The sequence below is a fragment of the Paenibacillus sp. FSL R7-0204 genome, from assembly GCF_038002225.1.
In the GTDB taxonomy this organism is placed as follows: domain Bacteria; phylum Bacillota; class Bacilli; order Paenibacillales; family Paenibacillaceae; genus Paenibacillus_AQ.
The window spans coordinates 4339787-4353455 of record NZ_JBBOCA010000001.1 but is presented as its reverse complement, the minus strand read 5'-3'; the positions used below and the strand labels follow the sequence as shown (position 1 = coordinate 4353455).

The window sequence follows — 13669 nt, the reverse complement described above, 5'->3', positions numbered from 1 at the left end:
TTCAGACCAGGCGGATGGCCTTCCGAAGATCGCTTGTTTATGTGCACAGCCTTTTACACTTAGCCTTTGACCCCGCCGACAACCATCCCTTTGACGAAATACTTCTGCAGGAACGGATAGACGATGATAATCGGCACACTGGCCACAATGGTCATCGTAGCACGGATAGAGGTCGGTGTAACGGTCGATTTGTTGCCCTGCGCGTTCGCAAAGGCATCGCCTGCCGAGGAACTGGACATCGCGGTGTTGGATGTTGACAGCATCTTCATCAGCTCGTATTGCAGAGTACTCAGGCTTGGCGTGGAGGAGTTGTACAGGAAGACGTCAAACCAGGAATTCCACTGATAGACCGCTACGAACAGGGAGACGGTAGCGAGCGCCGGCACGGTCAGCGGAAGCACAATGCGCGAGAAGGTGATGAAGTCGCCGGCGCCGTCGATTTTGGCCGATTCCATCAGTCCCTCAGGAAGTGCCTCGATGAAGGAGCGGATGACGATCATATTAAATACGCCGATGATACCGGGAATGATATAGACCCAGAAGCTGTTCAGCATGTTCAGCTCTTTGATCAGCAGGTAACCCGGGATCAGACCGCCGCTGAAGTACATGGTGAAAATAAACGTGACGGACACAAACTTCTTCAGCTTATATTCCGGGCGGCTTACCGTATAGGCAAGCATCGCTGTACAGAACACGGAGACCACAGTCCCGACGACAGTCCGTGCTGCGGATACAAACGTTGAAAAGAAGATGTTGGATTCACTGAATACATACTCGAAGTTCCGCAGCGTCCATTCCCGGGGCCAGATATAAATATCCCCGCGGACAGAGTCATTCGCTTCATTGAACGATAATGCAAACATATTCAGGAACGGATAGAGGGTAACAATGACCAAGAGAATCATGAAGATCGTATTGCATATATCGAAGATTCGGTCACCCAAGGAAGAATTCCGGTATGAATTGGTTTTGGATTTAGCCATTACTTGTGTCCTCCTTTCTAGTACAATCTGCTTTCGCCCATACGCTTGGCGATATTATTGGCTGCGATCAAGAAGATGAAGCTGACCAGCGTTTTGAACATACCTGCTGCGGTGGCAAGCCCGAAGTTATTCATCTGCATTCCGTACTTCAGTACGAAAATATCCAGATTCTCCGAGTAGTCGAGGTTCATCCCGTTACCTAACAGGTACTGCGCCTCGAAGCCGGACTCCAGAATATGGCCCAGGTTCATGATCAGAATCAGAACGATAACCGGCTTGATACCCGGCAGGGTAATATAGAACATTCTTTGCAGACGGGATGCCCCGTCAATCTCAGCTGCTTCATATTGAGAAGGGTCGATGGAGGTGATGGCTGCCAGATAGATGATGGTATTCCAGCCGACATTCTTCCAGACTTCCGTAACCCCGAGTATTCCCCAGAAGTACTTGCCTTCGCCCAGCCACAGAATTGGATGATCAATAAGCTGCGCTTTGACCAGCAGCACATTGATGATCCCTTCCGGTGCCAGTGCCATTTGTACAATGTTGGCCGCTACGACCCAGGAAATGAAGTAAGGCAGGTAACTGATCGTCTGCACGGTGCGTTTGAAGAATACATTGCGCAGCTCATTCAGCAGCAGGGCCAGTACGATGGCTGTTACAAATCCGAGAACCAGGTTAATTGAGCTCATGACGAGCGTATTGCGGAGCACACGGTAGAACTGCTGTTCCTGGAACAGGAACTTGAAGTTATCGAGTCCGACCCACTTCTGATCGAACAGATCCTTAGCCGGTTTGAATTTCTGGAAGGCAATGGTCCATCCCCATAGCGGGAGGTATTTGAATATAATCACCCATAACAGAAAGGGCAATGACATCAGCATCAGCATTTTCTGTTTAGATAGCTCTTTAAAAAAGGTTTTGAAGCGCGAAGTACCGGTATTATTCGATTTTGCCAACTGCACAGCGGTTTTTCCCACCTGTACCGTCCCCTTTCCAAGCTCCATATTCTCTATTTGCTAACAAGTGTAGAAGGGAAAAGTGAAGGCGCTGCTTCACTTTTCCCGGTTCATCATGCTGCAGCTGGGAAGCGGACGCTTACCATTTGCCGTCGATGCGGTCCTTGATCTTGTTAGTCATGAATTCTTCGTAGCCCTTAGCATCGAGCTTGTTGTATTCGGCCAGATATTCATTCCAGACCGTTTCAAATTGGCCAGGGGCAGCAAGCACCATGCGAGGATAGTACTTCTGCTGCAAATCGCCGGCTCTCTGGCTGAAGAGCTGCTCAGGTGAGCCCGGTTCTTTCTCAATACTCCAGGCAGGGTACCATGGACGCTCTACCGGCTCGGCATAGAAGTCGGAGAAGGTCTTCAGGTTGTATGCCTTCAGCAGTGTTTTGTCGCCTTCTGTGTAGTTGATAGCTGCAACTTCCGGCTGGTTGAACGGAACGTGGGCGTTGCCGTCATCATACACGGAGTTGTCGCCATAACGCGGCCATTCATAATCGAAATAAGCGAAGCCAAATTTACGTTTGAAATCATTGTCGTTGCGGTTTGTCAGCTGTTCTTCGCTCATCACCATACGGCCTTCAGCGTTCTTCGTGTAAGTTTCGCCTTCAATGCCCCATTCTACAAGCTTCTGGTTCTCGTCGGTCAGCAGGTTATCAAAATACTTGATGATGCGGACCGGATCCTTCGCGCTGACTGAGATGCCCAGCCCGCGGTTGTTCACGAAGGACGGAGGATCAACATAAGCGTCTTTAATGCCTTCGTCAAATACGATAGGAAGGGCAACGTAACGCAGGTCGTCATTACCGGCAGATCTCAGGTTGTTAGTGGCATCGTTGATCTGCCAGGAATAGTTGACATATCCGAGTACACGGCCGGAGGTCAGCTTCGCCAGATACTGGTCTTTGTTCGCTGTGAATGTCTCAGGGTCAACCAGACCCTTGCCGTTCATTTCGTTCAATTTGGCCAGCCAGCGCTTCTCATCTTCGGTTCCCTGATACAGCTTGGCTTCATGAGAATCCATGTTCACCAGGACGCCGCCTTCATTCGGATAACCGGCCAGATGCATGGGCTGGTTGGTGATGGTGAAGAATTCACCGGCTGTACCGGCGAAGGTGGCGAAGCCGATGGTATCTTTACCATCCACCTTAGGGTACTTGGCCTGGTATTTCTCAATCAGGTCAAAGTACTGGTCAAGCGTTTTCACTTCCGGGTAACCGAATTCTTTAAGGACGCGTCTCTGCATCCAGAAGGTGCTGCTAGGATCCGGGGGCGACAAGTATCCGTTTACATTTGCAGTGAAGGGAAGGATATAGATGTTGCCGTCTTCATTGGTGATCTTGTTCATATAATCGCCGTAGACACGTTTGATATTAGGGCCATACTTCTCAATCAGATCATTGAGCGGAATGTATGCACCGGCATCGAGCAGCTTGGCCAACTCGCCGACTGGAGAGATGACATCCGGATAGTCGCCTCCGGCAATCATAACACCGGACTTGGTACTTCCATCTCCAACTACGTATTCCATTTTCCAGTCTACACCTGTCTGTTCCTGAAGCTTCTTACCGATGGTGGTATCACTGGCCATGGTATCCTTGTTGGCCCCGAAGCCGAAGTAAGTGAATGTTACCGGTTCTGTGCTGACTTCGCTGTTTTCTCCGCCGGACGCGCTGTTCTTTTCCCCTGAGTTGCCGTTTGAGCAGCCAACTACAAGGAGTGCGGAAGCCATAACAACAGCCAGTCCGGTTTGCAACCATTTCTTTGTACGCATTTCATATCCCCTTTCTTTTCTTTGTGCTATTGAACATCCTCATTATAAAAGAAAGCGTTTAACTTTGTTACAGGGCAAACCTTAGATTGGTCTTTGAATAATTAAGGTATACCCTATATTTATTTATTCTCCAGGGGCAGACGCAGCAAAATGCGGGTTCCCGCTCCGGGCTCGCTCGTGATGGAGAAGGTGAACGATTCCCCGTAGGTGATTCTCAGCCGGGTGATTACATTCTTCATCCCGATCGAATCACCCATGGCGGATGCATCCTCCAGGTAATGCATAAGCTCACTGATTTTTGCCTGGTCCATGCCTACGCCGTTATCTGCAATGACGAAGACAATCTGCCCGTTCTCCTGGGCGATCTGAATGTTGATATACCCGATGCCGGCTATATTCTCAATCCCGTGAATACTGGCGTTCTCCACATACGGAAGGAAGGCCATCTTCGGAATTTCAATGCCCAGCAGTGACTGGTCCACCTCGATGTGATATTCAAGCTTGTTGTCGAAGCGGTATTTCTGAATCTCCAGGAAGCTCTCGATTAATTCAAGCTCCTCGCGGATCGTAACGAAGCTGCTTTTCCACATGATTGATTTGCGGAAAATCTTCGCCATGTTCTGAATCGTCCGGGCCGTCTGAGTCTCGCCCTTCATCATACTGCGCATCCGGATCGTCTCCAGCGCATTGAACAGAAAGTGAGGGTTGATCTGGCTGTGCAGTGCATGCAGCTGGGCCTGCCGTTGCCGCAGCTCAAGCTCCTTCTTCTGTATTTCTGCAACATATACATCATTGATCAGGTTCTCAATGCGCTTACTCATCCGGTTGAACTCGACGGTAAGCTCGCCAATCTCATCCCGCTCCAGGTGGTAGGGGATCAGTCCGAAGTTTTTGTCTTTTACAGACTTCATATGCTTCAGAATGTTCTTAATACGCGTGTGAATAGAACGGGACATGATCATTATTACGATGGTAGGAACCAGGAAGTTAATACCGGCAAACCAGAGGATAAATTGCCCCGATTGTCTGACGTCAGACAAAATAAGGGTCTCATCCAGGACGCCGTAAATCGACCAGCCGCTTAGATAACGGTTATTCTGGTATGTCTTGTCGATCACAATGGCCTGCTTAGGCTTGGGAATCTCAGTTGGGGTCAGGGTGTGCGCCGCAGTAATCAGCCCGCTGGGCTGACCGCTGGAGAGACGGCCGAAGCGGGCCTGGCCCGACGGATCGAGAATATAGAAATCACCGCTGAAGCTGGATAAATCCAGAATCTGCCGGATATGGTTCATGTTCAGGTCGATTTTTAGCACATGTTCGTAGGTCTCCAGCCTGCGGTCGGTAAGGCGCTGGATCACGCTGATGCTGTCGGGCGTTACATAGAGATGAGGGTGGGTGTTACTGAACTTACTGATCTGCTTATACCAGTTCTGCTGGCGCATACTGTCCTCCAGCTTAATGATATGGGCTGAGGCCAGAACGGTTGGATTGTCGGTCATAATCACCGAGGAGCTCAGCACCTTGTTCTCTTTGTCAGTCCGGTTGAACAGATTCGATATGGCGTTCAGCGACTCCACATAGCGGTCCGTTGAAGCATAGGTGGTATTCAGATGCTGGATCAGCTGCCGGTCAATAGAGTAGAGGTAGGATATGCCTGCTGCATCCTCAATTACGGTCCTCAGCTCAGCCTGCAGCAGATTCATCGCCTGCTCAGCATCAGCGGTCTTCTGATTCTTAATATTGGCGGTGGTAACCCGATAGAACATTACATTGGTCAGGATGATCGGGATGAACACGCATACAATGTAGATGACAATCAGCTTGCTTCTAAGCTTCATATGATTCAGACGGAAGTTGAACACGGCAGGGAGCCTCCTTATTTACTGCCCAATCATCATATTGCGATAATCGGTCGGCGTCATATTCTCAAGCTTTTCAAACTGGGTGGCAAAATAATCCGCATTCTGGAAGCCGACCAGCTCCGCGATTTCGTACATCCGCTTCTTGGTCTGCCGCAACAGGCGTTTAGCCTCCTCAATCCGCAGGGTCAGCAGGTATTCATTGAAATACACTCCGTAGGTTTTGCGGAATAACTGCCCAAGATAGACCGGGTTCATATCGAAATCGGCGGCAATACCCTTAAGGTAGATATTTTCACGGTAATGCCCGTCGATATATTTTTTGATCCGCTCAATATTGCCTTCGCTCTTGCCGCCGCGCTTCTCGGCGATATATTCTGCGGCTTCGGCGATAAACTGCTGGAATATCTGCTTCAGCTGATTCAGATTGCGGTATTTCAGCGGCCAGTTGAGCAGCTCATTCATCCATTGCAGCGTATTCTCGTCACCTTCGAGCTGCCGGATAATGTTGATGATGGCAATCATGCTGCGCCGGATCGTGTTCGTCACCGCCCCGGGGGCGAAGTGGCGCTCCTGAAACAAGGCGAAAATAGCATCTACAGTTGAGCTGTAACCCTTGTTGTCATTGGCTTCGACCTCGTAAATCAGCTTACTGTGTAATCCTTCATCGATGTCGAAATAGTATAAGGGCAGCTCCAGCAGCTCGTCCGCCATATATATACCCTCGAAGCCGGCGGCAAAACGGTACTGGAGGCATTGCTCGGCACTGGCCCCGGAGTCTGCAATCTGCTTGAGATGGCTTACCTTCCGGCCAACGAACAAAGCGATGCTTGTTCCAAGCTCCCGCTCCAATGTATCCAGCATCGTACGGTATCCTCCCCGCGGGGAATGATTAGGTTCATCGATCCAATGGCCGGGCACGATCACCCCGTATTGATTGTTAGTGCGTACATGAAGGAGCAGAGTCTGAGCCTCTTGGCGGAAATAACGCAGCAGCGAGTCCCTCAGTGCAGGCAGGTAATCGACTTCTCCGGCGGGGAGCTGATCCTGCATTTCTGCGATGAGATACGTATAGGAAGAGGTGAGAGGGAGCTCCAGCGCGTAGGCGATCCGCCCCATGACCTGATCGTCGGGTTCTGTCTGCAGCAGGCTTTCGATGACCGTCTCGACCAGAGGCTTTTCCCGGGTGATGGAGAGGAGCTGCTTCTTGTTCAACATATGGGCGATTTTGCCTAGTGCAACCGTAAGCTCCTGTTCGTCAACCGGCTTGAGGATATAATCGGACACATTGTACCGGAAAGCTTGCTGGGCATAGGAGAAGTCGGCATATCCGCTCAAAATAATAAAAATCGGCTCCTGCACAAGCTCCGTCTTCACTTTCTTGATCAGTCCCAGCCCGTCCAGCACGGGCATACGGATATCGCATATCACCAGCTCCGGGTTCAATTGTTCAATCAGGGTAAGCGCTTGCTCCCCGTTCTCGGCTTCACCGCAAATTTCGAATTGCGGCGAGCATTCGCTTAAGATCCGGATCAAGCCCTTCCGCACAAAAACTTCATCATCTACAATCAGCACCTTATACAATGGACTTCCTCCTTGGGGTTATTCTGGATTGCTTGGTCCTGTTCCATCCTCGGTCAAGTCGCAGTGTGATCATTATAAGCTAATTCCCTGACAGAATTCGAGTGGAAACGACTTTTTATTCTAGCATCTGCTGGAAAATCCTTTCAACACGAAGAGCCTGCATCGTTAGACACAGGCTCTTTGGTATTGTATTTTTCGCTAAACGCTTATCTTATTGGTCATTCTGCAGGAGATGCGGGGGCAACGGATGCTGATGCTGCACCAGATCGGCGGCCCGGGTCTGAACATTCGCGAGTTCAGCTGAATATTCATCCGTCCACAGGTCTCCTCTGGCCAGGCGTTCCTTCAAATCCTGGGTCAGGGCAGCTGAGACCAGATCCATCAGCTTCTGCGTAATGGTTCCGCTTGTGCCTGCCAGTTCGGCAAGGGATTGTCCGCTGCCGAGACCGGAGGCAAGCTGGCTGGTGCTGATGCCCAGCAGTCCGGCGAGTTCCGAGCGGTCAAGACTCGCCAGCCCAGGCCCGAGCGGCGGCAATGCAGCCGTATCTGCCGGTGCTGAACCGGGCACCGGCGGCTTCGGCCGGGTCTGGTTCAGCAGGGACGCCGCACGCTTGGAGACTTCACTGAGGCGGCTCTTATACACGCTCTCGGTGATACGTCCATCCTTATATTCCTGGCTGAGTCTGGCCTCTATTGCACTTGCGGCGAGCTGGAGCAGCTTCTGAGAGTCCACGTTCTGCTGCTTGGCAATTGCGCTAAGCGAGCTTCCCGATTCAAGCGCTTTGCGCAGCCCGCTGGACGACAGGCCAAGCGTGGCCAGCAGGTCGCTGGTCTCGATGCCGCCGAGGCCGGGACCGCCTAAGCCGGGGCCGCCGGGTGGTCCGGCTGGCGGGCTAAGCGGCTCTGTACCCGCAGGCGGAAGGCCAGCTTCAGGAGCCGGAAGCAGCGGGGCTGGACTGCTGTACGTTGCAGATTGGACACTCGAAACGCTAGCAGCCGATGGGGAAGAGGCGGCGAAGGCGCTCAGCCCGCCAGTGCTTAGGGCTAGTGCTGCTGTCAAGGTGCCGGCAATCAGCTTGCCTGCTTTTGGAACGAACGGTTTACGTGTTGCTTTCATCGTTGAATCATCCTTTCCCGTTTTCGGGTAATGTATGGCTTGCCACTTACTCTATACTCCCAGTGTGAAAATACGGAGAAAGGGCAACTGCATTGTTTTCACCAGATTTTCACTGGAATGTGGTATCTTGATATATTGACAAATGTACAGGACACAAGCACCTGATGAGAGGAAGGGGAGGCCCCCATGAAGATCTTGCTCGCGGAAGACGATACCCGGCTGGGTGAACTGATCGTACATATGATTAAGAAGAAAGCGGCATACACCGTTGAATGGGTCACTTCCGGGGATGAGGCGTATGATCTCGCCAGTGTCTCAGGCTATGATGTGCTGGTGCTGGACTGGATGCTGCCGGAGCGGGATGGCCGGGAGGTGTGCCGTCAGCTGCGTCAGGATGGATATCCCGGGGCTATCCTGATGCTGACGGCCAGGGATTCGCTGGAAGACCGGATTCGCGGACTCGATGCGGGTGCGGATGATTATCTGGTGAAGCCGTTCGAAATTGATGAATTGCTGGCCCGGCTCCGGGCCTTGGGCCGACGGACCTTCCTCCCGCTGGAGAATGACAAATGCCGGATCGGAGAGCTGGTGCTGGACCGGAACAGCCACCGGATTGCGGCAGGGATGCAGGAAGTTCAGCTTACGCCCAGAGAGTATCAGCTCCTGGATCTGCTCCTGAAGAACCAGGGCACGGTGCTTGCCCGCGAGGTGATCCTGGACCGGATCTGGGGGATGGAATCTGAGGTTACGCTCAAGACCATCGATGCTACGGTCAAGCTGCTCCGTAAGAAGCTGGCACTCTTGGACGGAGAACAGCAGCACATTCACAGCATCCGGGGAGTGGGGTATAGCTTTGAAATTTAATGTTTTTCGTTCCGGGGCCAGCAGCTCCGGCAATGACTTGTTCGCACGCACCCAAAAGCGCCTTACCTGGCGGTATAGTGCGGTGATGAGCGTATTTCTGCTATTGTCTTTCCTTATCATCTATCTGCTTCTGTATCTCCTGATCTGGAATAACCAGAAGGAGCGGCTTAATTCTCTGCTGGATGCCGAGGTGAAGCAGCTGCAAGGACCTATGTTCAATGAACTGCTGCAAGGGAGGGACCATGGGCCGGGGAATCAGGAATTTACGCTCAGTGCGGATCAGTCATTCTACGTGATCTTGAATACGGAGGGCGGTCTGCTGGGCAGTGGCGAGATTCAGCCGGGACTGAAGGAGCAGGTGCTGAAGCTAGCGGATTCCGGGGCGGCCAAGACAGCGGAGGGACTTGCGGTAGTGGAGCTGGAGCAGGGGCCAGGCCTGCTGCATAAGGGGAATGATCCCAAGGACAGCCCGCAGGCTGCTTATCTGCTCGGCAGCCGGGTCTTCGAGCATAAGGGGCAGCCTGCGGGCATCCTGTATGCCGGTAAAGATGTTACCTTCCAGCAGCAGTTATTCCGCTGGCTTCTCGGCGTATTGGCCGCCATCGCAGCAGCATTCATCCTGCTGGCCGCCGTCTTCAGCCGGGTGATGTCGCGGCAGGCGATGGTGCCGGTCCGCGAGGCGTATGACCGGCAGAAGCACTTCGCGGCGGACGCCTCGCATGAGCTCCGCACGCCGCTGAGCGTGATGCTGTCCTCCATCGAGACGCTGAAGCTGGAGGACAGCATCAATGAACAGGCGTTCACCCGTCATGTGGTGGACGGGATGTATTCGGAGGTCCAGCGGATGACCGCGCTGACCCGTGACCTGCTCCTGCTGGCCCGCAGTGATGCCGGGCTGCTGGAGCAGGTCCTCCGGCGCTTCGACCTCGCGCCGGTTCTGGCCCTTACGCTCTCCGGCCTGGGCGTGCTGGCCGAAGCGAAGCAGATCCGGCTTACCCTCGAAGCTCCGGCGGAGCTTCCGGTGAAGCAGGATCAGGAGAAGCTGGTGCAGCTCATGGTCATTCTGCTGGAGAATGCCATCAAGTTCACACCCGCAGGCGGCCGCGTCATTCTGCGGGCTGCGCTCATTCAGAAGAACAGCAGCACGTGGCTGGCGCTGGAGGTACAGGATACAGGCGTGGGTATTCCTGCGGAAGACCTGAGCCGGATCTTCGAGCGCTTCTACCGCCCTGACCAGTCGCGTTCGCGGGAGGCCGGGGGCCACGGGCTGGGACTTGCCATTGCCAAGGAGCTGGTAGACACGCTTGGCGGCAGCATACGGGCTGAGAACTGCCCTGGCGGAGGCAGCGTGTTCCGTGTGGAGCTGCGGAGCTGAAGCGGTAGTACGGACACGAACAGAATGTATGCGGAAAACCGAACACATATTGACTTGTAGGCGAATTCTGCTTCTATCTTGCCGTATATGGGAGCATCTGTCCGAACATCTGCGAACCTGCCTGCTGAGTCAGCCTCTTCTACGCTGAGCGCAGCTCACCCGATGTAATTCCGGATGCTCCGCATTGGGTGAGCCGGGTCTTTCCCGTATAATAGTAGACGTTACGCCGGATGTGACATCAGAGCTTCACCCTGGCGTATGAACTCTAGCTTCAGGAAGGGAATGAAGAAACGTTGACTTATACGAAACTGTTGGAACGAAGAGGCGAAATTCTCAAGCGAACCGTGGAAACCTGGATCATGAAAGAGAATCGTGACGGACTGGACCGTCAAGAAGCCCATATCTACAGGAATATGGTCAAAGAGCTTCATCAGAACGAGCAGGAATTGAATGTAGCACGTGTGGAAGAACTGGATAAGAGCCCTGATTCGGACACAGAAGGAGCAGCTTCAACAGCTTCAGTCCAGAGAGAGCTTATATCGCAGGGTGTGTGAAACCGTTAGCCGATGAAGCTGCCTTACTAAATAACATGACAATGGAATAAGCCGCCCCGGCATTCGCGTTAGCGAAGCGGGCGGCTTTTGGCCGTTTTATAATATTATTCGTAATTTCACAGCCTAACAACCCGCCGGTACACCAGGCAATCCAGCAGATCCTCCCATTCCAGCTCGCTCTCATAAGGATCGCGGAAAGCGGTCGCGGTTGGGAGATACCCTAGAGCAACACCTTGGCCGCCGTGCAGATTGCAGCCGCCGTCGCCGCCTTTGCCGGTGATACCGTCCGGTGTGAGGACCAGCTCCTTCTTGTAAGGATCGCCGGGGAAGCATAGCCCTAACCCATTCGGCAGCTCCAGCGGATACGGGTCCTCAGCATTAGCCACACTTGAACCGGACACATGTCTGAGCCGCATGGTTTCGTCAATCTCGTCGCCCCACGGGAACAGCGTTCGTGCACCTGCGCCGTACAGATACTCCCATTCGTCCTCAGTCGGCAGGGTGAAGCCCTCCGGCAGCTCTGACTCGCACCATTCTTCGAACGATTCGCTGTCGTCGAACAGGAACACTACGATCTGTTCCCCGTCCCGTTCGAGCCGGAAATACTGGGAGTACTCATAGCTGGTGTGCGGCCCCTGACGGAACTCCTCGATGGCTTCGAGCACATCCGCATCTTCCTCTGGGTCGAGCCGGTCCAGCGGACATTCATACCAGCCTGCTGAAGCAGGCTGGCGCTGGACGAGCAATGGCCCGATCACAGCTTCGCGGACGGGAGACATCTCGGCATACATATGTACCTCTGAGCGGCCCAGGGTCACCGTGTCGCCCGGCACGTACACGTATTCACTGCCCTCATATACGAAGACACCCGTTTCTATGGACTGGCCGTAACGTTCGAACCTCTCTAAGCGCAGCGACTTGAAGCCAGCGGGCAGCTGTTTAAGCACTCCCTGCATCGCGTGCCTTTTCTCTTCAACCGTTAATTGCCCCCATGCGGCACGGTCCCATGCTACCATGTCATACTCTCCTCCCGGGAATAGGCATTGTTAGCCTGATTACTGTCATTGTAATGGACAGCCCCGGGTACTGGCAAACGCGCCGGGAAAGCGGCCGGACACACCGGTTAGATAGCATCCATTTATAACCTGTCCTTATTGTCTGGGTGGTCATATAATAATTCAGGTTGGAACATTAATACATAGTAAAAGAGGGATAGGAGTTATGAATTCAAAACGATTGAAATTTTTTACCGCAGGCTTTGCGCTATTACTGGCGGCACAGGTACTGGTTCCCGGGCGCTCATCTGCGGCAAAAGTCATGGAACAGCTCCCGAAGCCGGAATGGAGCTATACGCTGCCGGATGGCGTTACCTTCTGGGGCACTATAGACACCTTACAGAGTAAGAATCGGATGTTCATTCCGCTGGTCAAGACCGTAACCGTATCCCCTTCCAAGACGAAGTCTTCGGGCATGTTGTACGCATCCATTGACCGCATTAACGGTTCTGCCAACTGGGTATATGACTATTCGGACATGGCCAACGACAAGCCGTTTACTGCTAATGGTTTTTATTCTGCCAGTAACGGCTACAGCTATTTCTATAAAATGTGGGGCGGCAAACCCTATGATCTTACCGTTGTTGATCCGAACGGCAAACGGAAATGGACCAAAACCATAACCGGGTCCTACTCGCCGGTGGTGCTGGATAACGGAAATATTGTGATTCGAACCTTGGTTAGCGGCAATGTAGCTTCTCGTGGTATTACCGAGTACAGTCAGGACGGGAAGCAGGTACGCAAGCTTAAGCTGACCGGCAAATGGGCCTCAGGGGTGATTGATGTGCTGCCGAACGGCTATGTGGTACATAAGGAGCTGGATACAAACAGAGTCAGCGTATACCGGAGTCTGGATGCTCTGACGAAACCGCTGGTTACCTACACCGCTCCCAAAGCAGTTAAATATCCTGATTTCCAGGTGTATCCGCTTCGCGGCGGTTCGTTCCTGATTAAGATGAGCAGTAGCGATACCTGGCTGTTATTCGGCTATGACGCTAACGGCACCAAGAAGTGGGTGCGTCCTGTGAACAAGATGGATCGGATCGATACGACCGGCAACAACTATCTGATCCAGAGCGACAACGTCTACAAATTGTACAGCAAAGACAACCAATTACTCGGCAAGCAGCAGATCGGTGAAGCCGGGGACCGCGAATGGTACTGCCGGATAACACCATCGGGCGAGATTACGGTCGAGAAGCAGTACCAATGGCAGGAGCGTCCGGCTGTCGTTGATCCTGAGACCTTTGAGGGGGATATTGCCAAGGAGGATTTCTATGTGCTGGACCCGGCGAACCTGCAGATCAAATATCATCTCTCCACAAGCTGGCACGACTACGAAACCGGGCATAATTACATTTATGCGGGAGGCGGGGAGCTGTACATCACGAGGAGCTATGCGCCTAAGACGATTACCAAGTACATGTTAAAATAGCACCGAACCAGGCTTAGACCTCCGCATGACAAAAAGATCGCCAGGTGAATCTCTTACTTGGC

Annotated in this window: 11 protein-coding genes; 4 read left to right on the top strand and 7 right to left on the bottom strand. The window is 52.9% G+C overall.

The genetic code is table 11. The features are described 5' to 3' along the window. Positions 1-59 precede the first annotated feature (59 nt). The 6 genes from MKX42_RS19215 to MKX42_RS19190 all read right to left on the bottom strand — a co-directional run bounded on the left by MKX42_RS19215 (position 60) and on the right by MKX42_RS19190 (position 8324). A complete protein-coding gene (locus MKX42_RS19215) occupies positions 60-983 on the bottom strand; it encodes a carbohydrate ABC transporter permease (protein ID WP_340753904.1) in 924 nt (307 codons plus the stop codon). A 17-nt stretch (positions 984-1000) separates the two neighbouring features. Further along, positions 1001-1990, bottom strand: coding sequence for an ABC transporter permease (locus MKX42_RS19210; protein WP_445669333.1), 990 nt, complete (start codon positions 1988-1990; stop codon positions 1001-1003). A gap of 91 nt (positions 1991-2081) precedes the next feature. After that, positions 2082-3764, bottom strand: coding sequence for an ABC transporter substrate-binding protein (locus MKX42_RS19205; RefSeq protein WP_340753902.1), 1683 nt, complete (start codon positions 3762-3764; stop codon positions 2082-2084). Between the two features lie 119 nt (positions 3765-3883). Beyond that, entirely contained in the window at positions 3884-5626 is a 1743-nt protein-coding gene (locus tag MKX42_RS19200; protein ID WP_340753901.1) for a sensor histidine kinase, read from the bottom strand. Between the two features lie 18 nt (positions 5627-5644). After that, on the bottom strand, positions 5645-7198 hold the full coding sequence (locus tag MKX42_RS19195) for a response regulator (protein WP_340757737.1): 1554 nt from the start codon (positions 7196-7198) through the stop codon (positions 5645-5647). 220 nt (positions 7199-7418) lie between these two features. Next, positions 7419-8324 (bottom strand): hypothetical protein, encoded by a 906-nt coding sequence (locus tag MKX42_RS19190; RefSeq protein WP_340753900.1) that lies wholly within the window; start codon positions 8322-8324, stop codon positions 7419-7421. Positions 8325-8510: 186 nt separating this feature from the next. On the opposite strand from MKX42_RS19190, the gene MKX42_RS19185 reads away from it, so the two are divergent. The 3 genes from MKX42_RS19185 to MKX42_RS19175 all read left to right on the top strand — a co-directional run bounded on the left by MKX42_RS19185 (position 8511) and on the right by MKX42_RS19175 (position 11117). After that, positions 8511-9188: a response regulator transcription factor gene (locus tag MKX42_RS19185; protein ID WP_340753899.1), complete on the top strand. Its 678-nt coding sequence runs from the start codon at positions 8511-8513 to the stop codon at positions 9186-9188. After that, on the top strand, positions 9178-10563 hold the full coding sequence (locus tag MKX42_RS19180) for a sensor histidine kinase (RefSeq protein ID WP_340753898.1): 1386 nt from the start codon (positions 9178-9180) through the stop codon (positions 10561-10563). Before MKX42_RS19185 ends, MKX42_RS19180 begins: the two co-directional genes overlap by 11 nt. A gap of 359 nt (positions 10564-10922) precedes the next feature. Next, positions 10923-11117, top strand: coding sequence for a hypothetical protein (locus tag MKX42_RS19175; RefSeq protein WP_340753897.1), 195 nt, complete (start codon positions 10923-10925; stop codon positions 11115-11117). Between the two features lie 116 nt (positions 11118-11233). Here MKX42_RS19175 and MKX42_RS19170 read toward each other — a convergent pair whose 3' ends face one another. Continuing rightward, on the bottom strand, positions 11234-12133 hold the full coding sequence (locus MKX42_RS19170; RefSeq protein ID WP_340753896.1) for a hypothetical protein: 900 nt from the start codon (positions 12131-12133) through the stop codon (positions 11234-11236). Positions 12134-12338: 205 nt separating this feature from the next. On the opposite strand from MKX42_RS19170, the gene MKX42_RS19165 reads away from it, so the two are divergent. Beyond that, the gene (locus MKX42_RS19165; RefSeq protein WP_340753895.1) at positions 12339-13607 is read left to right on the top strand and encodes a hypothetical protein; all 1269 of its coding nucleotides are present in this window, start codon (positions 12339-12341) and stop codon (positions 13605-13607) included. The last annotated feature ends 62 nt before the right edge of the window (positions 13608-13669 follow it).